Origin of the sequence: Pectinatus haikarae (assembly GCF_015732185.1) — a bacterium.
GTDB classification, from domain to species: domain Bacteria; phylum Bacillota; class Negativicutes; order Selenomonadales; family Selenomonadaceae; genus Pectinatus; species Pectinatus haikarae.
On sequence record NZ_WIQM01000008.1, the window covers coordinates 162,432 to 184,404 of the forward strand.

The window sequence follows — 21,973 nt, forward strand, 5'->3', positions numbered from 1 at the left end:
ATCAACCGGCAGTAACATTAATTCACCGATTCACCAGAACATATATCGGCAATTTTTCTATCCTGACAGCCTCATGCAGCTGTCATTAGACAAAAACACGATATTTTTTAACGTTTTGCCAGAACATCATGTTCATAGCTCTGTATTTCCTTGTACCATTCTTTCTTCTGCGGCACATTTTGTACCTGACAGTAATAATCCCATACCGCACCGAACGGATATGTTTTCAGTTCTTCCATTGAAGCCATGAGTTCAGTAAAGTTTGCTTCATCCTGCATTTTTTTCAATGCTTCATGTGGTGTGAGCAATGCATAAAGCAGTGCCTTTTCCATATTGCGCATTCCCACTACCCATGCCGAAATACGATTGATGCTTGCATCAAAGAAATCAAGACCGATAAATACTCTGCCCAATGCGTCACAGCGAACCAGTTCCTTGGCAATTTCCTTTAATTCATCATCAAATAAAATCACATGATCGCTGTCCCAGCGAACAGGACGGCTTACATGCAGTGCCAGATTTTTGTTGAACAAAAGCATTGTCGGTATTTTATCGGAAACCATTTCCGTGGGATGATAATGTCCAGTATCCAGCAAACACATCTTATTATTTTTTGCCGCATAATTCATATAAAATTCATGCGATCCCACAGTATAGGATTCCACCCCTATGCCAAACACTTTCCCTTCGATACTGTCAGCCAAATATTTTTCATCATAGTTTTCACTGAATATCTCATCAAGAGCTTCTTTCAAACGTCTGCGCGGTCCGATTCTGTCAGCCGGAACATCCTTATAACCATCCGGTATCCAAATATTATTCAACGATGTCATAGAAAGTTCTTTGCCAAAATATTCCGCTATTTTACGGCTGGCTTTGCAATGATCAATCCAAAAATCGCGAATATTTTTATCTGGATTGGACAATGTCAGATTATCGGATGCCTTCGGATGGGAAAATAACGTCGGATTAAAATCCAAACCAAGATTATTTTCTTTGGCGAAATCAACCCATGCCTTAAAATGTTTTGGTTCCAATTTATCACGATCAATTTTTTCATCGGTAATAGCATAAGATGCATGCAGATTTATTTTATGATTGCCCGGAATAAGCGACAAAGCTTTTTTCATATCCGCCATCAGCTGATCTGGATTTGTGGCTTTTCCCGGATAGTTTCCCGTTGCTGATATGCCCCCTGTTAATTCTGTGGAATCAAATCCAAGCACATCGTCACCCTGCCAGCAATGCATGGAAACACGGACCTTTTTCAGCCTTTCTATAGCCTTGTCCACATCCACCCCAATTTGACCATAAACTTCCTTTGCTTCATCAATACTTGCCATTTTTTACACTCTCCTGTTTTAATAATCAATAATTTAAAAAATCATTGCACAATTTATCTTATATTTATGACTGACTTTATCTGCTGATAGTTCATATAAACTCAGTCTTCAAAGCAAAATTCATCGTCATTCACTTTTTTTACGGCAAATGATTTTGTTATTGTTCCGCGAGCCTGGACCAGATCATCAAATTCTTTTGTTTTCAGCATCTGCGCTGTTATATTACCGATTGCCGTGGCTTCCACCGGCCCTGCATAAATATTTTTCTGAGTGTGAAAGGCCGTAAGTCTGTTTAGAAATCTGTCCTGACAACCGCCGCCGACAACATATATGTTTTTATAATCATTTCCTGTCACTGCTTCAATCTCTTTTACAACATCACCATAACATTTCGCCAGACTGTTGTAGACACAAAACAGCAGTTCGCACTCAGTCTGCGGTTCCGGCTGATTCGTTCCGCGGCAGTGTTCTTGCACAGCCTGCCTCATGCTGTTCGGAGCAAGAAAACATATATCGGTCACATCCACCACAGAACTGAAATAGCGGCCTATATACGCCAAAGTGAAGAGTTCATCAAAGGTATATTTATGGGAAAATTCTTTTCTTATCGACTGCATCATCCATAAACCCATGATATTTTTTAAGTAACGATACCGATAATGATATCCGCCTTCATTAGTAAAATTATGAATGCGGCTTTTTTCTGTACAGTCAGGAATAAGACGCTCTATTCCCATCAATGACCATGTACCTGAGCTGATATAAATAGCATCATCATCATTGGTCGGAACAGCCATGACAGCTGAGCCGGTGTCATGCGTTGCCGGTAAAACCACTTCGCTGGTGAAGCCTACCTGCCTTTCGATTTCTTCCTTCAGCAGTCCCACAGAATCTTTCGGCATATAAAGTCTGCCGAAAACTTTTCGCGGCAGTCCAAGCATATCCAGAAGCTCCCAGTCCCAATCCCTATTTTCAGCATTTACAAGCTGAGTAGTTGTTGCATTTGTATACTCATTTTTCATTACACCGGTAAGCCTGTAATTTAAATATTCCGGTATCATAAGAAAATGTTCGGCCTTTTCCAAAAGTTCAGGCTTATTAAGCTTAAGTGAATATAAGTGATAAATAGTATTGAGAAGCATTTTTTGGATGCCGTTACGACTATATAGATCTTTTTCATTTATTATTTCATATACTTTTTTATCCATTCCCTTTGTACGATCGTCGCGGTAGCCTACTGCTTCACCCAGCATCTCACCTGCTCCGTCTAAAAGAACAAAGTCAACCCCCCATGTATCTATGCCGATGCTTTTAGGAATGCGATTAAGCTCACTGCACTTGCCAATACCGGTCACTACTTCCTTGAAAAGTCGTTCCATATCCCAGCAGAGTTCTCCGTTTTTATTATCAAGATGATTTTCAAAACGGTATATTTCTTCTATACGCATCTTGCCGTTTTCCATCCATCCCAGAATATGGCGTCCGCTGGAAGCTCCTATATCAATTGCCAGATAATAATTTTTCACCCGTTTCTGTATCCTTTCCACATATTAGCATTTTTTCTGTTTTATCAGAAAATTTATATATTTATTTTTTTGATAATTGCGAACAACAGATTAAACAATAATAATAAGCTGTTTTATTGTCTGTTTTTCTTTGTTAGTGTTATATTAACATTCGGAATATTTTTTGTCAACTTTTTTTATTTGTTTATGTCTGTTTATACGTTTTAAATATTTTTTTATGTTGTTTTTGTACAACTGCAATAATCTGCATATTTTTCACCGCCACAGCTCAGATATAAAAATATGCGATTGTCCGCAATATTACACTGCTGTATAATAATTATTTGAACAGCACTTCACAAAAATGCATAAACGAGGTATTAGAATGCTTGGAATAGAACGCAGACAAAAAATCATCAATAAGATGCAGCAGGAACGAAAGGTATACGTAAATGAACTTGCCGCTTTATTCAAAGTCACCGAAGAAACCATACGCCGTGATTTGGAAAAACTTGAAAAACAAGATTTTCTGCGGCGCAGCTATGGCGGAGCAGTTTTAAAAGAACACACTTATGATGATATCTCTTTTTCCAAAAGAATCACCTTAAACCTGGAAGAAAAACAACAAATAGCACAGAAAGCCTGCTCGCTCATAAATAAGGAAGATTCCATAATGGTCGATGCCAGCACAACATGTCTGGAAGTTGTTCAATTATTAAAAAATGAAAAATCACTGACTTGGATAACAAACTCCATAAAAATCGTTTACACACTGATCCATAACAGTGCAAAAGTCATTGCCAGCGGAGGTATACTGCGCAATCACTCTTATTCGCTGACCGGCAGTGATGCTGTCAATACCCTCAACAATTATTGTGTTGATATTGCCCTTATCGGCTGCAAAGGAATGTCTATGCAGCAGGGGATCACCGAATCCAACGAAGCAGAAAGCATAATAAAAAAGAAAATGGCCGAACAAGCCAGGACGATTATCCTGCTTGCCGACCATTCCAAATTTGATAATAACGGATTTGCCAAAACACTTGATTTCAAACAAATAAATTATGTTATAACAGATAAACAGCCTTCTGCCAAGTGGGCATCATTCCTCAAAAAGCATAATATAAAACTCATTTATTAAAACAGATGAACAAAATACCTGCCAAATCATCTGAGCTCTTTCTTCTTTTTCGCCTGCTCCCGTATTTGTGCAAATACAAATCTATTTATCTTTTGCTGCACTATAAAGGAAGGGTCCACAAACTGAGCACCAATAAGATAAAGTCCGTCATTTTCCTTTACCTTATTACAGCGCAGTACCTGCGCAGTCTGACGACAGCCGTCCAAATCAGGCGCTATAAAGGCAAGGTCAATAAGTACATTTGTTTTTGGGGCAATTGCCTCCGTATCATAAAAAGCTATACCGCCGCCGCTTATATCAAAACTTTTTACACGGCGTGTATTTATCGAAAAATCATTTTTCAACAGCCGCCCTGTACCCATTTGTTGTTTATTTTGAGCAACAACAAAAAGCAATATATCTTTATTGATGGAGATACGGACAAACTCGCGTTTTTGTTCACGGAATACTGATACGGGATAATTTACGCTCAATGTAAAAAAGCGTCCGACTTTTATATATGTGCATTTTCCCTGGTAGCTGTAACAACATTCTTTTGTCTTCAATATAACCAATACATCATCGTCTTTTTTAAACGGTATTTTTTGTACATCACATTCTTCAGAAGTACATGTTTTTGTTATCATAAAATCTATTTCGCTTTTCATTACAAGCTTTATATCTGCCAAATAAGAAATTTCTCTGTCATCGGCATAAGCGACTTCAACGCCAAGCGTATTTTCCAATATATCACTGATTTTATTTCCCATATTACTCTCTCACATCCACAAAATTACTTTATGTATTGCCGGTATCAATACTTTTCCTTAAATATCAGACAAATAACAAAAAATCAGCCAGCAGAAGATCTGTATTGCATCAGGCTGCGAAACTATAATTGCAATATGTCATAAAAATCTCAGCACAGATTGGCTGAGTATGTTTATTTTTCTCTTTCATGCCTGAAATATCCTCCTTATATGGCCGTAAAATGGTTTATAAACTTTTCAGCCAGCAGCGATAAGTAACGACCCTTCATCCAAATGGCCGTTATCTGTGTACGCAGCCTTTTCTCTTCAATTATTTTCACACGCAGATTCTCATGGGAAGCCAATGTCACAGCAGAAGCCGGTACCACAGCAATACCATGTCCGGCATTTGCCCAAAGTATTGAAGTGCGCGCATCATCTGTGCGGCAAAAAACTTCGGGTGAAAAACCATGAAATGCACAAACATCTTCTATAAGTCTGTCAAAACGTCTGTAAATTATCAGCGGTCTCCCCTTCAATTCTTCCAGTTTGATATTTGTACCGCTTTGCCAATCATACTTTTTATCCATAACAGCTGCCATAGGCTCTTCTTCTGCATAGCGGCAGTGAAAGAGGGCATTTTTAAAGGGTGTTCTGACTATTCCGACTTCAATAAGACCTCTGGTGAGCAAATCAATAAGCGTATATGTATTGCTTTCGTGTATTTCAAACCTCACCCCGCTGTATTCCTTATGAAATTTTGCTATTCCTTCGTTCAATAAAATATTCCCTGAAGAAGATACTGTCCCTATATTCAGCGTTCCCTTGAAACCTCTTTTGAAATCCTCTATTTCCTTTATCGTTGAATCAGACAATTCTATTATCTGTCTGGCACGATTGAACAATATCTTCCCCGCGTCTGTCAATTGGATCTGTCTCGGTCCCCGCTCAAAAAGGACCACACCTAATTCATCTTCCAGTAATTTCATTTGGTGGCTTAACGGCGGCTGTGCCATCCAAAGCTTTTTTGCAGCGGCTGTTATCTGCCCTTCTTCTGCTATAGTAATAAAATATTTTAGCTGCCGTATATCCATATATTTTCTCCCATACTTTTTTTATATGTCATACTATATTTTAAATATTTTTAATATGTATTTTTTTATATTATAATCATACTAATAAACATTATTAATTACAATTAAAAAATTGCAGAAGGGTATGATCATTTTGCTTAAACTGGCTTTTTTCCTGAAAAACTATAGAAAGGAATGCTTCATAGGCCCGATATTTAAATTATTTGAGGCCATTTTAGAATTGCTCCTGCCCACCATGATGGTGTTCATAATCAATAATGGCGTAGCCAGACATGATATGAACTATGTACTCCGCATGGGCGGCTGGATGCTGTTCATGTCCATTCTCGGTTTTTGCTGTTCAATGGTATGCCAGTATTTTGCAGCAAGAGCTTCACAGGGCTTTGGCACCACTTTACGCGATGCGGTTTTCCGGCATGTGCAGACATTGTCCCACTCAGAACTTAATGCCCTGGGGACCGCCTCACTCATTAATAGAATAACAAATGATATCAACCAGCTCCAGCTTGCAGTAGCCATGCTTATAAGGCTTGTTATACGCACACCCTTCATTTGCATCGGTGCCATAGTCATGTCTATGATGCTTGATCTGCGGCTTTCTGTCATACTATGGGGTGCGGCACCGATCTTTGCCCTGATTTTATATTTCATTGTTAAGCGTTCTTCCTTTCTTTACAGTTCATATCAAAAAAAGCTTGACAGAACGGCTGCTGTACTGCGGGAAAATTTATCCGGTGTCAGAGTAATAAGAGCCTTCGCCAAAATTACAAAAGAAAAGAAACGTTTTTCTGAAACAAATGACGATCTTATGAATAATGCCTTGAAAATAGGTCATGTTTCTGCCCTTTTAAATCCACTTACTACCTTTATTATGAACGCCGTGATAATTATGATCCTTTGGGTTGGAAGCAGCCATATCAATGAAGGAACACTTGCCAAAGGTCAGATAATCGCCTTCGCCAATTATGTGACGCAGATCCTGCTGGCGCTTATCGTTATATCCAATCTGGTCGTAATCTTTACCAAAGCATTCGCCTCTGCCGCCCGTGTCACTCAAGTGCTTGATACTGTCTCATCCCTGCCCGAATCACCTGCTGATGCACCACATATGATCAAAAACAGCAGCGCTCCACTTCTAAGCCTGCATGATGTGTCTTTTAAATACAGCCGTACAGGTGATATGGCTCTGTCACATCTGAATATTGATATTCTCCATGGCGAAACTATCGGTGTCATCGGCAGTACCGGCTCCGGTAAATCAACCTTTATAAATCTGCTGCCGCGATTTTATGACGCGACAGAAGGACAGGTGCTTGTAGATGGTGTTGATGTACGTGACTGGAAGCTTCCTCTGCTTAGAAAAAAATTCGGCATAGTTCCACAAAAATCTTTACTATTTACCGGTACTATCGAAGAAAATCTGCGATGGGCCAAGGATAATGCCTCTCTGTCAGAGCTCAAAAAGGCTTCTCAAATAGCACAAGCCTCGGAATTTATTGATGAACTGCCGGCAGGATACAAAACATTAGTAGAACGCGGCGGACTAAATTTTTCCGGCGGTCAAAAACAAAGGCTGACTATAGCACGCGCTTTGGTCGGAAATCCTGAAATACTTATCATGGACGATTCGACCAGTGCCCTCGATTTTGCTACTGATGCTGCCGTACGCACTGCCATCAACAAAAACTATACACAAAGCACGGTTATAATTGTTTCCCAGCGGGCCAGCTCCATAAAGCATGCTGACAAAATTCTCGTTTTTGATGATGGTCTTTTAGTTGGCTGCGGCACTCATCCTGAATTGATGAATGGCTGCGAAGTATACCGTGAGATCTGCCTGTCACAGCTTTCATCAGAGGAGGCATACGCATGAAAATGAAAAAAACTTTATCCCAGCGCTGCATCGGCTATCTTACCTGCTATCCTGGTTATTTTGCCGCATCTTTGTCATCGGCTCTCATAAGTGTCATAGCCAGTTTACTCGGTCCTTTCTATATAGGACGCAGCGTGGATGTTATGCTCGGTCCTGGAATGGTAAATTTCGACTCAGTGCTTGTCATCTTAAAATTATTATCTGTAATTTACATTTTAAACAGCCTTTTCAGCTGGATTCTGACCTATTGCACAAATGAAATATCATACCGGACCGCAAATAATCTGCGTCATCAAGTATTCGACAAAATCAATAAATTACCCATCAGCTTTTACGATCACAATTCACACGGTGACATTGTAAGCCGCTTCATCAATGACGTCGATACAATTTCTGACGGCATGGTCCAAGGCATGGCAAATCTTCTGACAGGTATCGTCACCATTTTCGGTGCCATCGGTTTTATGCTGTATATAAGTTTCCAAATGACAGTGGTTGTTATCATCTCTGCTATAGGGACATATTTTATGGCCCGCTTCATAACCAGAAAAACACAAAGCCTTTTTAAGGCTCAAGCCCGTTATCTTGGTCTTTTAAACGGCTATGCTGAAGAAAGCATTTCCGGTCAAAACGTAATTAAAGCATTCACTTGCGAAGACAGATCCTTCGATAAATTTCGTTCTCTAAACCAGGAACTATATAAAAAAGGAGTACGGGCACAGTTTTTCGGCTCTCTCACAAACCCCTCCACACGACTTGTCAACAATATTACCTATGCCATAATCGGTGTCAGCGGCAGTGTTCTTACCATACTGGGACAAATAACCGTAGGTGACATAGCCAGTTTTCTCATTTATTCCAGTCTTTTTGCAAAACCGTTCAACGATATAACTGCAGTCTTTACCCAACTGCAAAGTGCGGCAGCTTCAGCTAAACGAATTTTTTACCTTCTGGATCTTCCTGCCGAAGCTGACAGACCGGAATCATCCTCACCTGTCAACTTCAAAGGGCATATAATTTTTGAACATGTAAGCTTTGCCTATGACCAAAAGCGCCCGCTGATACAGGACTTTAACCTTGAAGTAACCCCCGGGAAAAAAATAGCCATAGCCGGTCACACCGGTGCCGGAAAAACGACTCTTGTCAACCTTTTAATGCGTTTTTACGAATTGAACGAAGGTCGTATATTAATTGACGGCAGAGATATAACCTCTTTTTCCCGCAGTGAATTACGCCGTAATTTTGGTATGGTACTGCAGGATACTTGGCTGTTTGCCGGTACTATACGTGAAAATATAGCCTATGGCATGCCAGATGCAACAGATGAACAAATAATAGCGGCTGCTACAGCTTCTGACGCCCACAGTTTCATACGCAGGCTTCCTCAGGGATATGAAACTATCATAACAGATGCCGGCGGCAATCTTTCACAGGGTCAAAAACAGCTTCTGACTATTGCCAGAGTCATGCTGGTAGATCCACCCATACTTATTTTGGACGAGGCAACAAGCAATATTGATACACGTACCGAGCTGCGTATCCAAAAGGCTTTCCTTAAAATGATGAATGGACGCACGAGTTTCGTCATTGCTCATCGCCTGTCAACTATTCGCGAAGCAGACGAAATAATAGTAATGGATCAGGGACATGTTGTGGAATGCGGCACACATGAAGAGCTTTTAAATAAAGACGGCTATTATTCAAAACTATATAACAGTCAATTCTCGCAGGAAAATCTTTCTATATGACTGCCATGAAATTATTATCCTCTTTCATACAAATTTCATAGGAAGAATATATAATGGGGGTAAATGGAGACTTAATTCAGACGGTGTTTTGACGCCGCCTGAATAGTAGTCGAAATTATCCATGGAGTTAGCCGCTCTTTACTCACCGCTTGCAGAAGCGGGAGCATTAGAGCGGGTTAGTTATCGGATAAAATAAATATAAAGGGAGTATTGCCTTGGATTTTATACAAACATTAATTTTATCTCTCGTGCAGGGGATCACCGAGCTTTTTCCGATAAGCAGCCTTGCTCATAGTGTCCTCACTCCATATGTATTCGGTTGGAATTTAGATCCTGTATTCTTAAAAGAAAATTTTCTTCCATTTATGGTCATGCTCCACTTAGGTACGGCTCTCTCTCTTTTTATTTTTTTCAATAATGAGTGGAAAGATATTATCAGCAAATTGTGCCGCGGCAGATTTACCGACAATCATCTGCTTTATTTAATAATTATTGGCACTCTGCCTGCTGTGATCATCGGCTTTTTATTCGAAAAAAACCTGCGCTTTATGTTTAGCAATGTAACCACTGCAGCCATTTTTCTGATGATAAATGGTTTTTTCCTTTATGGAGGCGAAAGATTCAGGCAGCGAGGTACAAAGACATTGAACGACCTTTCTTACAGAGAAGCCTTTATGATAGGGCTCTTTCAGTGTCTGGCCTTTATTCCGGGTTTTTCCCGTTCCGGTACAACGATAACAGGCGGTTTTGCTGCCGGGCTGCGCCACGATGAGGCACTGCGCTTTTCCATGCTGCTTGCAGCACCCGTTATCCTTGGTGCCGGCATTCTGGAAGTTCCTCATCTCTTGAATAACAGTATCACAGGTACATTCCATACAGCTATCATAGGCGGCATCATTTCGGCCCTGGCGGCCTTCCTATGTGTGTGGCTGATGACCCGATGGTTCCATAAAAATGAATATACAGCAATGTTTCCTTTCGCCGTTTACTGCTGGCTGCTCGGCGGTATAATTTTAATAAGCAAACTTATATAATGAAAAAACTGTATGCCCTCTGATGGACATACAGTTTTTTCATTTCATATTTATAGGAACTATTACAAATAGCGGAGAATTCGTTAAGAAATTATTTGCCGAAATAACGCTTGAGCAGACCATTAAAGCCGCAGCCATGGCGGGCTTCATCTTTTGCCATTTCATGCACAGTATCGTGAATGGCATCGAGATTCAATTCTTTAGCCAATTTAGCAAGATCTAGTTTTCCCTGGCATGCGCCATGTTCAGCAGCAACACGAAGTTCAAGGTTCTTTTTAGTACTGTCTGTTATCACTTCACCCAGCAATTCGGCAAATTTGGATGCATGTTCGGCTTCTTCAAAGGCATAGCGCTTATAAGCTTCCGAAATTTCAGGATAACCTTCTCGTTCAGCTACCCTGCTCATAGCCAGATACATTCCCACTTCAGAGCATTCACCGTTAAAATTTTGACGAAGTCCTTCTATGATACGTTCATCTACGCCCTTTGCTATACCCACACGATGTTCATCAGCAAAGATCAGTTCTCCGGACTGTTCGATGAATTTTGAAGCAGGTGCCTTACATATAGGACATTGTTCCGGTGCTTTTTCTCCTTCGAATACATATCCGCAAACACTGCAAACCCATTTCTTCATAATAATTTCCTCCAATTTTATATGTAGTACTATCCAGCTTGTTTATCAGCTGTATTTATCTTTATGTATCATATTATAATCATAATTCATTTATTTTTAAACACCTGTATATGCGTATTTTATAGTATTTTCATTGCATATACTCTTTATTTCTCAATCTTATGCTTTCTATCTAAATATTTACTTTTTTTTAATTTTTTATATTAAATAATAATCACTTTCCTGTTATTCTTTTAAAACTTATCCACAGGATGTTTATAACTTTGTGTATAAGTTTTAACAAGTTTTTAACTATATTATTAAAAAGGCTTCTGCAAATAGTTATCCACAATATATTTTTTATCCCTGTGGATAACTAATATTTCAAGCATTAATCTTTTTTGATACAACTATATATGATAACAGGCTTTATTATTGGATTTTTATATATACATAATATTTATGGCCCGGTTTTTACAATAAAAAAATTTTCTTTAATTATACACATTTTTATCCACTTATCAACAAAATGTATTTACATAAAATGATACGTTTGACTGAACAATTCCATTTTTACATCAGAATATTTATAAAGTCTCCATTGATTGAGTCCGTCCAACATTTTCTGTATCCTTTCGGTGTGACACCAATATATTTTTTGAATATTGTCTGAAAATAGCTTCCGCTGTTAAAACCAACTATATAAGCAATATCAGTGATTGTTTTATTTGTCTGCAGCAAATAAGACTGTGCCTCGCCCAGCCTGCATCTGACCAAGTATTCTATAATCGAACTGCCCACATTTTTTTTAAAGATATGGGCAATATAATATTGATTTAAATTCATTATCCTTGCGATTTTCTCCAGAGAGATCTGTTCTCCAAAGTGGGAAATAATATAGTGGCATATATTATTTGAATATTTACATTTTGCAAACTGCTCTACATCTGTATTTTTTTGCCGACATAACAACTCCAATAAATTCATCATCAATGCTTTTAAAATATGTATGGCAATTTCCCCGGAGTATATACTATTTTTATTTATATGCCCATACATCATTAAAAACATATTTTCTATTTCTTGTTTTTGATATTCAGATAAATCTTTTATTATAGGGAATTGTATATCAGAAATCAGGCAGTTGGCCTTTAAACCGTCGACGTGCAGATTTGTCACAGCACAGCTATACACCACCGCCCCATCATTATCCGCAGCTATTTCTTCATGTGGTACGCCGCTGTTGATAATTACAACATTTCCCTGAGAAGCATAATATTTCTGTCCATTTATAATGTATATATTCTTCCCTTGCTTAATGAATAATATTTCCAGCCGATCGTCATGCTGATGCATAGCCCGCAGCATCCTGGTGCATTTTATATCACCTTTTCCCATGGATACCAATGAGATTGCTGAAAATGCAGTGCAGCAACTGTAATTCTCTATTTTCGGGGGATAATTAACAGTTAACATAAAATATTCTCATTTCTCTGATATTTTTTTTACTAAGTATACATTTTCATCATTTTTACATTCTTGAATTTATCAGAAAGGATTAATTATAAAAATAACTTCCTATTTATTTAAAATACAATTAACAGGAAGTTATGTCAACAATTTATATGCTAATTATTTAAAAACAGTTTTTTATGGCTTTTATGGCCTTGGCAGTATTATTACTGGCATATAATTCAAAGCCAGCAAACTCTTTGTAATCTAATTTTTCCAAGTATTCAAGAAAATTTTTGTAATTGATAACACCCGTACCCGGTTCGCAGCGGCTCGGAGCATCAGCAATGTGAATATGCCCGATATAAGGCAGATATTTTTCAACAGTTTCACAAATTTTGCCTTCATTTAAATACATATGATAAGCATCATACAATATTTTTAAATTAGGTGAACTGACGGCACTCACCAAGTCAACCGAAGCGGCGGTCGATGCCAGGAAATTCCCGCAATGATCTTTTACAGTATTTAAAGCTTCCAAAACGAATGTTATGCCCTCATCCTCAGCCAGGGGAGTGATGATTCTCAAAACATCAAACATTGCACACCACCTGCGCAGATCAGAATAATCTCCGCTCATTGGTTTAGCAAATTGTGGATTGTCTTCCAGCGAATCAGAGTGAATCACCAGAGTAGGACAGCCGATAGCTTTTGCCGCTTTAATGGCTTCTTTTATGTAATCGATGTATACCTTCTTATTAACCGGATCACACATGGAATAAGGACCGTCGCCAGACATTACCGAAATTTTCAAATCATTCTTCTCCAAAAGCTTTTTTACCTCAGGCAAATCTTTATCCTCCCATCCCCAAAGCTCTACGAAACCAAAACCATCATTTTTAGCGGCAGCAAACCTATCCGAAAATTTCAATTCTGTGTACAGTGATTCAATATGAATATCTTTCTTCAACATAAAACAACCTCCTGATTTTTATAACATAGATTTTAAGAGCACTACCTTTACTTCTGTCCGCAATCATCCGTGAAAATAATCTATTGTTCATTTATATTATAAAAAATAATACTGCTGTTGTATTTCTCAATTTTGTCTTCTTTACCCCCAACGATACTGATAAAATAATCAAAATAAATAAATTTATAAAGTATCTTGCTTTTATAGTTTTTTCTTAATATTGCTATTGGATTAATAGCAATATTAAACTGAACAAATAGGAACGTCCGTAAATAATTTTTTACCAAAACACAGTACAAAAGTCCTATCACATATACCGTTGCTTAATCTTTGTCAGATTAATAATCAAACAAGTTTGCATTTTATCCGAAGTTATATAAAAGCACAGTGAGAATATTCATCAGTTCCAGAAAAAAATCAAGGCTTCCGAAAATTTCGGAAGCCTAAGAGCGTTGAGAAAAACCACAAATTTCTTTAAATCAAGGTTTATTTTCACGGATATTTACAGCGAAAGCACCTGCTGCGGATAAATGCAGGTGCTTTCATCTACGGGCATCACATATTTTTAAAATACACGCTGCTTATCAATATATGCCAAACAATAAAATTTTTTCTATTTCCTGTTTCCGGACGGCAGTATTCCTTTTTCAAGAGAAATCAGAATACGCCCGCTGTTCAGGACCACAGCCAATGTCGCCGCATTATGCACAATTGCGGCAACAAGCGGATTTATTCTTCCCAATGCCCCCAGCACCATGGCAATTGAATTTAAGGTGATCGTTGCCGTAAAATTCTGCCTGATCATATTCATTGTGTCGTCACCTATTTGTGTTATCTCCATAAGTTTAGACGGATCATCCGAATTTATGGTTATATCCGATGATTCCACAGCAATATCTGTCCTCCGCCCGCCAAGTGCGACCCCAACATCGGCAAAGGAAAGCGCAGGAGCATCATTTATTCCGTCCCCGACCATCAAAACACGCCCGTTCTTCTGAAGATGACGTACAATATCAGCTTTATCCTCCGGCAGCACTTCGGCATAATAAGAATCAAGATCCATTTTTAAGGCTACTTCCTTCGCTGCCTCTTCCGTATCACCGGTCAGCATCACTATTTCATCAACTCCCCGCCGTCTGAGCTGATTGAGAGTCCGCTTCATCTGCGGTCTGATAGGATCATTTATTTCCAGACAGCCGATAAATTTATCATCACGAGCTATATATACAACAGAGGAGCCGGATGTATGCCTAAATTCATCTATTTCATTATAGTTTACTACATTTTCCTCACGCATAAACCGACGGCTGCCAACGATGATTTTACCGCCGCTGCCGTCGGCAAAATCATCCACCAGTCCTCTTATACCTCTGGCTACCACCGTTTCTGTGGTAATATGCGGCGGAGCTTCCCATTTTTTGTCCTTTATATACTTTTGAATAGCTACCGCCAAAGGATGAATAGAATGCATTTCCACTGATCCGGCCAATAGAAGCAGTTCTTTTTCAGTTACTTCTCCGGTCGTATGAATAGCAGCAATCTGCGGTATGCCAAGGGTAATTGTTCCTGTCTTATCCAGCACCACAGTGTCGATATCGGCAAGTGTTTCTATATAATTGCCGCCTTTTACCAAAATCCCCTGCCTAGCAGCTCTGGCAATAGCAGCAGAAACCGCAGTAGCCGTTGACAGCTTTAATCCGCAGGAAAAATCTATAAACAGTAAATTCATTACTCTTTGCCAGTCCCGTGTAACTCCATACACCAATGCCGCGCCTATAAAGGAAACAGGTACCAGCATATTTGCCATGCGGTCGGCAAAATTCTGCACCGGAGCCCTGCGCGTCTGCGCTTCTTCCACCAGATGAACGATACGTGCGATAGACGTATCGTCACCAACTTTTTCCACTAAAATAGTAAGACTGCCATTCTGCACCACAGTACCCGCGTACACACGCGAATTTTTATGCTTCATTGCAGGCTGCGATTCCCCTGTGATGGAAGCCTGGTCAACAGCAGCACTGCCTTCCGTCACAATACCGTCTATACATATTTTTTCGCCTAAATGCACACATATCCTGTCTGCCGGCCGTATATCCTCAATTGCGGTGCGTCTTTCCACTCCGTCGGTATCTATACGCCATGTAAACTGCTGGTCAAGACTAAGCAGATCCGATATATGCTTTCTTGCTCGTTCCGCAGCATAACTTGTGAGCATTTCCGCTGCATTTGACAGGCTCAGCAAGGTCAGACTTGATTCCGGTTTCCCTGCAATCACCGAGGCTATTACGGCAGTGGCCGTAAGCGTATCGGCATTGGCTTCTCTGTCCTTTACAACACTATTGAATCCGTCATGAATGATTTTACGTGCAGAAAATAGAACAAATGCACTGCGCAGCAATCTCATGCTAATATAAAATTGTGGGAAAAAACGCTTCATTACCTGAAAAAAAACGAATCCACCCAAAGAAACAAAAGCTTCCCGTCCAAATTTTTCTGTCTGATTTTCTACTGCCTTCAAATCGGCAGCCTTATTCCTATTTCCTTTAATTTTTCGGGGAACGATTTCTACCGGTCTGCCGCTCATTGCGTCATTCAACCAGCTATTCTTCCATATGCCTTCATAATATACTGTCAGTGTTCCATTTTTTATACTGGCAAAAGCAATATCAGAAGCTGCCTGCAGACGCATGCAGATTACAAGCTGCATGCGTCTGCTCATCGGAACAGTTAGCGCAATCCGTCTGAAAAAATACTTTTTCATCGGCATCCCCATCTCCTAAGCAAAGAAAATGACCACCACAGCAGCTGCGGTGCCGCTGGCAGCTGTTTTTGCAACAACAGCTTTCGTAATCCTGTAACCATGAACATGAACGCTGTAAAAGAACGCAGGTCGACCGCATTAGCCGTTTTTTCTTTTAAATAATTATCCCAGAAAATGAAGAAATCATATATTTGGCTGCCAAGACTGGCTAATTCGATATTTTTTCTCTTCTTTGCAGAATCAGCCACACCAAAAACGTGTTCTGCTAAATAATCCATTAATTCATCTATTTTCTTGGCATCACGGGAAAATTCAATTATAAGCGACCCTGTAATTGCATTCGCATTTACTTTTTTTACATAATCCAATTTTATCAGATATGTTTCCAATACAGCAGCCAGACCTGCGTTATCTTTCAATGCAGCTATACTGTACCGGCGGCGTTCCTGCAGTGAATGCACAAGTTTTACCTGAGGAACCACACTGATGATTTTATTTTCAGTCACCGGTACACCCTTCGCAAATAATTCAAAAATTTTCTGCCCGACGCTCATCCCCAATACCATCCCAGCAGCATATGACATATACATGCCTCCCTTATCTTTTTATCCTAGTTTGTATATATGTTTCAATATCAGCCAATTCTTTATTTTTGCGGAGTATCTCCGGCCGATATTCTATAAGCACCGAACCTGTAAGAATATTTATCCTTACGTCATCAATTTCCTTATATCTGCTTATCATTTTTTGCAGCATACCTTCGGCATAGCCATTATTAACCAACTGCCGGCTGTATATTCTTATCCGTCCCGGTATATATGAAGCAATCTCCGCTTTCTTCACTATTGAAGCCAAATCTTTATTAGGCAAAAATGATGCAAATATATCCACCTTTTTTAGTTCCTCCGTCAAGTCACAAAAATCTTTATATATTTTTCTTCTGTATTGATAAACATGCCAAAATGAAAGACATGTAAAAATTACTCCCCAATGTTTATGCATGCCGCGTCTACCTGCCAAAGAAAAAATCGTCCCTCCCATGCTTATTAAAAGAGGCAATCCCAAAGGCATTTTTTGCATGATGATCATTCCCTTCCAGAAGCAGTATCAGCAAATCAAAAATCGGATTAACTAGTTTATTTTATAAAAAAAGAGATGCCGCACTAAATTATCTAGCATCTCTCCCAAATAAATAAAAACTATTATTTTTCCTGCTTTGCAGCTTCCTGTGCGGCTATCATATCTTCTAATTCTTCCTTCTGTCTGATAAGATCAGCCATCGGTACTTCTGTTGTTCCCACGGCTGCAGGCTGAAAAGCAGCGCTGCGGCTTGCTGCATATTTATAACCCACAATTCCTGCAACTACTCCGACAGCCATTCCGATCCAAAAATCTCCTCTGGAAAACATAAAAAATCCCCCTTGCTTTTATATAAAATATTACAATATTATAAAAAATATTCCAAAAATAGAATGTTTTTTACATGCACATAACATTATTATATATATTTTAATAATCAACATCAACAATGTTTTTATATTTTTTGAAAAAGTTATTGAAAATAGTTATCATTTATATTATAATTTTATTGTTATTGAAAATCATTATCATTTATCTGGAGGCGGATATATGGAATCTTTTAAGAAATTTGAACATTTACTTGCATTTCATTGTGCTCCTACATTAGCGGGAATAAAATCCGGCAACCTAATTTCAATAAATAAAAACAAAATAAATAATTTCAGGCAAATACAGCAAAAATATAGGAAATGCCTGAGTTGCAATGATGTTTTTATGTTTACCGTATCTGATTCACAAAACTATCGTTTACTGATGATTTATCACAAAACCAACCTTGCCAAAATTCTTTCAGAAGCCGATAATCAGACTTTTTTGAAATCCTATGGTTATAAGGATTTTTCCAGTGTTATTTCCTGTCTTCGTTATTTGAAGATACGCATGCATTTGCAAAAAGGATTTCCCCATGAAATAGGTCTTTTTCTGGGTTATCCACTTCCCGATGTTGAAGGATTTATCAAAAACAACGGCCAGAATTTTAAATACTGCGGACAATGGAAAGTATATTCAGATATTGAATCAGCAGAAAGACTATTTTCGCAATACACAAAATGCTGCACCAAGTTCTGCTCTTCCCTTGCTGAGGGCAAAAGTCTTGAAAATATTATTGAAACAGCTGTTTGATTAAAGAAAAGAGGTAATATCATGGGAAAAATTGCAATTATTTATTGGAGTGCTTCCGGTAATACAGAACAGATGGCGCAGGCTATCGCCGAAGGAATAAGCCAAACCAGCAATGATTATGAGCTTTTCCAGGTTTCTGAGTTCCCCGCTGACCGCATAGATGAATTTTCAAAAATAGCTTTTGGCTGTCCCGCAATGGGTGCTGAAGAACTTGAACAAGATGAATTTGAACCTGTTTTTTCAGCATTGGAATCTAAATTGAATGACAAACTTATAGCTCTTTTTGGTTCCTATGACTGGGGCGACGGAGAATGGATGCGTTTATGGCAGGACAGGATAAAAAAAGATAATGTTTCTTTATTTGACGATAAAGGTCTAATCGTACATAATACCCCTGATGAAAATGACAAAAAAACTTGCAGCACCTTTGGCATGCTTTTTGCGCAAGCTTAATACCATTTCATTTACAATATCCCCCTAATTTTAATATAATAAAAATAACCTGAAGCAGTAAATGCTTCAGGTTATCTTTATTATCCGAACTTAAAATCTCCATAAATTAACATATTATATATAGACAATGTTCACCAATTATTGTATTATGTAGTAAAAGTTTCTGATAATTTTAGTTTTCACCTAAATTTTATTGATATCAATAAAATTTTCTGCTGCTTATTGCGGTGATATGGCTATACCCAATGACCAGCAAAAACGAATAATCTTTGTCAAAGAAGACTGAGAAGTCCTGTTATCTCAAGTCTTTTTTTATTATCCTGAGAAATGAATCGGGGGGGTATTTCAAATGAATTTAAAAAGCAAAATGACTCTTGTCTTCTCACTGCTTATGGCAGTGGTCGTCATCGCGATCTCATGTACAGCATATTTTTATGCAGAAAACACGTTAAAAGAACAAATTGAAGCAAGAGCACAAGAAATTGTGGTATCAACATCTAATCAGCTTGACGGCTGGCTTTCCAGTAAAGCTGCCGTGATAAAGACCAAGGCTGCAACCATTGATGAATTTTCCAAAGACGGTCCTATATCGTTCTCTATGGTAAGCGGCTTTAAAAATGCCGACAATGATATAAGCGATTTGTATTTCGGCAATGCTGCCGACGGTTCTATCGTCGACGGTTCCGGCTGGACTCCTCCTGCCGATTTTGATGCCCGTACACGTTCCTGGTATCAAGATACCTTAAACGCCGGCAAACTTACCTTTGGGGAACCTTATCTGGATAAAGTAACCAATAAAATGGCTTTGCCGATAGGCATCCCTATGAAAAACAGCACTGGCCAAATACGCGGTATATTATCCGAGGATGTACTTATTGATACCATCTTAAAAACAGTAAACCAAATAAAACCTTTTGATGACAGCTTCGCCTTTCTCATAAATACAAAAGGCACAGTAATGGCTTATCCTGATAAAGATGCCGTAAATAAAAACATAAAAGAAACCGCTTCTTTAAAACCTCTCAGCACAGCTCTTGATCAGTTGAACAGTTCTGACCAGCTCCAGGGTATGACCACATATTCTATGGATGGCAGAGAACTTCTGCTCGTGTTTGAAAAAATTCCGTCCACCCAATGGATATTGGGTATAAATATTCCTACGGCCATTGCTTATGCTCCTCTTGCTTCACTGAAATGGATCTTCCTTGTAGGAACTATTCTGGCTTTAGTCGTAGTATTTATAGCCACAAATCTACTGGCAAAAAAATTTACACGACCTCTGCAAATCTTATCTGATCACGTAGAGAAAATTACGAAAGGTGATTTCACTCAAAAGATAGAAATAGCAGGCAAAGATGAAATAGCACTTCTGGCTTCCGGTTTCAATAAAATGCGTGACGAATTGTATGTTCTCATTAAAAAGGTTCAGGAAAAATCCGAACACATCGCCGCTTCCAGTGAAGAATTGACTGCAAGTGCTTCTCAGACAGTTCAATCCGCCAACCAGGTGGCAAACTCTATTACCACTGTGGCAGCCGGTATTCAAAAGCAAACAATATCCACTGATGAAGTTTCATCAACTGTGAATTTGATGAATACCACAATTGAAAAAATTGTCAATGACAGTGTAACTGTGGCTAACGAATCCGTACAGGTCGCAAAATATGCCGACGATGGAAGCAATGATGTTGATCTTATGGTAAAAAATATGCGTGAAATAGAAGTATCGGTACAGGATTCAACTAATGTCATCATAAAGCTTGGTGAGCAGTCTAAAAGGATCGGCCAGATAACTGAAACCATATCCAGTATAGCTGCCCAGACAAACCTGCTGGCGCTGAACGCAGCTATCGAGGCAGCCCGTGCCGGAGAGCAGGGACGCGGTTTTGCCGTTGTTGCCGAAGAGGTCAGAAAATTAGCCGAAGAAGTTCAATCCGCTGCCCAAAAAATATCCGAAGAGATACTTACAGTTCAACAGGATACGGAGTCTGCCGTACTGACAATGACTGCCGGTAATGATAAAGTAAAATCAGGTGTTGACAGTGTCAATACCGTGGGCAACAGTTTAAAGCAGATCGCAAATCTAATCCATACCAGTACAGGAGGAATAAAAAATATTCATACCGCTTTGCAGGAAATTGCCGCCAACAGCGAAAGACTGAATAATTCCGTAAAAATCATTGACAACGTGGGCAAATCAAACACCGATGAATCACAGATGGTTTCAGCTGCCGCCCAGCAGCAGCTGGCTTCAATGGATGAAATAGCTTCCGCCAGCCAAAGTCTGGCGCAAATGGCACAGGAACTGCAAGAATCCATAAATGCATTTAAGATATAATTTTTATTAATAATATTTCCAGCTGTTAAATAATCCCCCTATCGATCAAGGACAAAGCTTCGATCAATAGGGGGATCTGCTGGTAAATCACTGTAAAAATCCTCAACAAACTGCCATATACATAAAATCAGTTTCTATTCATATTTGACAGATTCAGGATCTTCTTTTCAATTCCCTGTCATGTTTTTTGGCATATTCAGCAATATAATCATATATTTTCTCATCATCGCTGCCTTTTATAATTTTTTGCCATGTACTTCTTGTAATAGTACCTATAATCATACTGTTTGCATCAAAAAACGATATATTCCCCTGATATATTTTCTTATTTTTTATATCATATCTATATTCCGCTACAGAATATGATACCTGACTCCAATCTATACCGCTGTCGAGCTGCTCCAGTATTGCAGCTGTATTTTGAGGATTCCAATAAACTTTTTGAGCATAAAAATCTATTATATTTTTATCCGGTTTTATTTCATCCCGCTTATTTTCAGGAGCTGTCCTCCCATACGAGATAGTCAATGTATCAAAATAATATCTGTATTCATCAGTGTTTATAACTTTCTGCCAACGCCCCTCCGCTGAAACCGATACTATAGCCGCCAGCATAATAACAAATGTTATAGCTAAAATTTTTTTACTCATAAGGCAGTCCTCTCTTCCGTATGCTATACCATTCATACTTCGCCGCGGCTGCTTTATTTCC

At 38.8% G+C, this 21,973-nt stretch carries 19 protein-coding genes; 7 read left to right on the forward strand and 12 right to left on the reverse strand.

The window, feature by feature from the left end:
- Nucleotides 1-107: 107 nt before the first annotated feature.
- Both I6758_RS05015 and rhaB read right to left on the reverse strand, forming a co-directional pair.
- Nucleotides 108-1,343, reverse strand: coding sequence for an L-rhamnose isomerase (locus I6758_RS05015; protein WP_196604110.1), 1,236 nt, complete (start codon nucleotides 1,341-1,343; stop codon nucleotides 108-110).
- A gap of 101 nt (nucleotides 1,344-1,444) precedes the next feature.
- Nucleotides 1,445-2,869 carry a rhamnulokinase gene (rhaB, locus tag I6758_RS05020; RefSeq protein ID WP_196604111.1) on the reverse strand — a complete coding sequence of 475 codons (1,425 nt, stop codon included), beginning with the start codon at nucleotides 2,867-2,869 and terminating at the stop codon, nucleotides 1,445-1,447.
- Between the two features lie 364 nt (nucleotides 2,870-3,233).
- Between rhaB and I6758_RS05025 the strand changes: the two genes are divergently transcribed.
- Nucleotides 3,234-3,989 carry a DeoR/GlpR family DNA-binding transcription regulator gene (locus tag I6758_RS05025; RefSeq protein WP_196604112.1) on the forward strand — a complete coding sequence of 252 codons (756 nt, stop codon included), beginning with the start codon at nucleotides 3,234-3,236 and terminating at the stop codon, nucleotides 3,987-3,989.
- Nucleotides 3,990-4,015: 26 nt separating this feature from the next.
- Here the strand turns inward: I6758_RS05025 and I6758_RS05030 are convergent, their stop codons facing one another.
- Nucleotides 4,016-4,738, reverse strand: a complete 723-nt coding sequence (locus I6758_RS05030) for a flagellar brake protein (protein ID WP_196604113.1) — start codon at nucleotides 4,736-4,738, stop codon at nucleotides 4,016-4,018.
- A gap of 206 nt (nucleotides 4,739-4,944) precedes the next feature.
- Entirely contained in the window at nucleotides 4,945-5,811 is an 867-nt protein-coding gene (locus I6758_RS05035; RefSeq protein WP_196604114.1) for a LysR family transcriptional regulator, read from the reverse strand.
- Between the two features lie 124 nt (nucleotides 5,812-5,935).
- On the opposite strand from I6758_RS05035, the gene I6758_RS05040 reads away from it, so the two are divergent.
- The 3 genes from I6758_RS05040 to I6758_RS05050 all read left to right on the forward strand — a co-directional run bounded on the left by I6758_RS05040 (nucleotide 5,936) and on the right by I6758_RS05050 (nucleotide 10,466).
- On the forward strand, nucleotides 5,936-7,684 hold the full coding sequence (locus I6758_RS05040) for an ABC transporter ATP-binding protein (protein ID WP_231038519.1): 1,749 nt from the start codon (nucleotides 5,936-5,938) through the stop codon (nucleotides 7,682-7,684).
- Nucleotides 7,681-9,432 carry an ABC transporter ATP-binding protein gene (locus I6758_RS05045; RefSeq protein WP_231038520.1) on the forward strand — a complete coding sequence of 584 codons (1,752 nt, stop codon included), beginning with the start codon at nucleotides 7,681-7,683 and terminating at the stop codon, nucleotides 9,430-9,432. The genes I6758_RS05040 and I6758_RS05045 overlap by 4 nt, the downstream gene beginning before the upstream one ends.
- A gap of 215 nt (nucleotides 9,433-9,647) precedes the next feature.
- Nucleotides 9,648-10,466, forward strand: coding sequence for an undecaprenyl-diphosphate phosphatase (locus I6758_RS05050; protein WP_196604115.1), 819 nt, complete (start codon nucleotides 9,648-9,650; stop codon nucleotides 10,464-10,466).
- A gap of 91 nt (nucleotides 10,467-10,557) precedes the next feature.
- Here the strand turns inward: I6758_RS05050 and I6758_RS05055 are convergent, their stop codons facing one another.
- The 7 genes from I6758_RS05055 to I6758_RS05085 all read right to left on the reverse strand — a co-directional run bounded on the left by I6758_RS05055 (nucleotide 10,558) and on the right by I6758_RS05085 (nucleotide 17,677).
- A complete protein-coding gene (locus I6758_RS05055) occupies nucleotides 10,558-11,103 on the reverse strand; it encodes an NADH peroxidase (protein ID WP_196604116.1) in 546 nt (181 codons plus the stop codon).
- A gap of 552 nt (nucleotides 11,104-11,655) precedes the next feature.
- Nucleotides 11,656-12,438 carry an AraC family transcriptional regulator gene (locus I6758_RS05060; RefSeq protein WP_196604117.1) on the reverse strand — a complete coding sequence of 261 codons (783 nt, stop codon included), beginning with the start codon at nucleotides 12,436-12,438 and terminating at the stop codon, nucleotides 11,656-11,658.
- Between the two features lie 280 nt (nucleotides 12,439-12,718).
- Entirely contained in the window at nucleotides 12,719-13,507 is a 789-nt protein-coding gene (locus tag I6758_RS05065; protein ID WP_196604118.1) for a TIM barrel protein, read from the reverse strand.
- A gap of 613 nt (nucleotides 13,508-14,120) precedes the next feature.
- On the reverse strand, nucleotides 14,121-16,274 hold the full coding sequence (locus I6758_RS05070) for a heavy metal translocating P-type ATPase (protein WP_307223306.1): 2,154 nt from the start codon (nucleotides 16,272-16,274) through the stop codon (nucleotides 14,121-14,123).
- On the reverse strand, nucleotides 16,265-16,852 hold the full coding sequence (locus I6758_RS05075; protein WP_196604119.1) for an HMA2 domain-containing protein: 588 nt from the start codon (nucleotides 16,850-16,852) through the stop codon (nucleotides 16,265-16,267). Before I6758_RS05075 ends, I6758_RS05070 begins: the two co-directional genes overlap by 10 nt.
- Nucleotides 16,853-16,865: 13 nt before the next feature.
- Entirely contained in the window at nucleotides 16,866-17,348 is a 483-nt protein-coding gene (locus I6758_RS14880; RefSeq protein ID WP_231038522.1) for an HMA2 domain-containing protein, read from the reverse strand.
- Between the two features lie 122 nt (nucleotides 17,349-17,470).
- Nucleotides 17,471-17,677, reverse strand: a complete 207-nt coding sequence (locus I6758_RS05085) for a 50S ribosomal protein L9 (RefSeq protein ID WP_196604120.1) — start codon at nucleotides 17,675-17,677, stop codon at nucleotides 17,471-17,473.
- 220 nt (nucleotides 17,678-17,897) lie between these two features.
- Here I6758_RS05085 and I6758_RS05090 point away from each other — a divergent pair, with 220 nt between their 5' ends.
- From I6758_RS05090 to I6758_RS05100, 3 genes are all read left to right on the forward strand, one after another.
- Nucleotides 17,898-18,470, forward strand: a complete 573-nt coding sequence (locus I6758_RS05090; protein ID WP_196604121.1) for a DUF3793 family protein — start codon at nucleotides 17,898-17,900, stop codon at nucleotides 18,468-18,470.
- 21 nt (nucleotides 18,471-18,491) lie between these two features.
- Complete coding sequence (locus I6758_RS05095; protein ID WP_196604122.1) at nucleotides 18,492-18,923, forward strand: flavodoxin; 432 nt, start codon at nucleotides 18,492-18,494, stop codon at nucleotides 18,921-18,923.
- 349 nt (nucleotides 18,924-19,272) lie between these two features.
- Nucleotides 19,273-21,261, forward strand: coding sequence for a methyl-accepting chemotaxis protein (locus I6758_RS05100; protein WP_196604123.1), 1,989 nt, complete (start codon nucleotides 19,273-19,275; stop codon nucleotides 21,259-21,261).
- 153 nt (nucleotides 21,262-21,414) lie between these two features.
- Here I6758_RS05100 and I6758_RS05105 read toward each other — a convergent pair whose 3' ends face one another.
- Nucleotides 21,415-21,912, reverse strand: coding sequence for a hypothetical protein (locus tag I6758_RS05105; RefSeq protein WP_196604124.1), 498 nt, complete (start codon nucleotides 21,910-21,912; stop codon nucleotides 21,415-21,417).
- Nucleotides 21,913-21,973 lie beyond the last annotated feature (61 nt).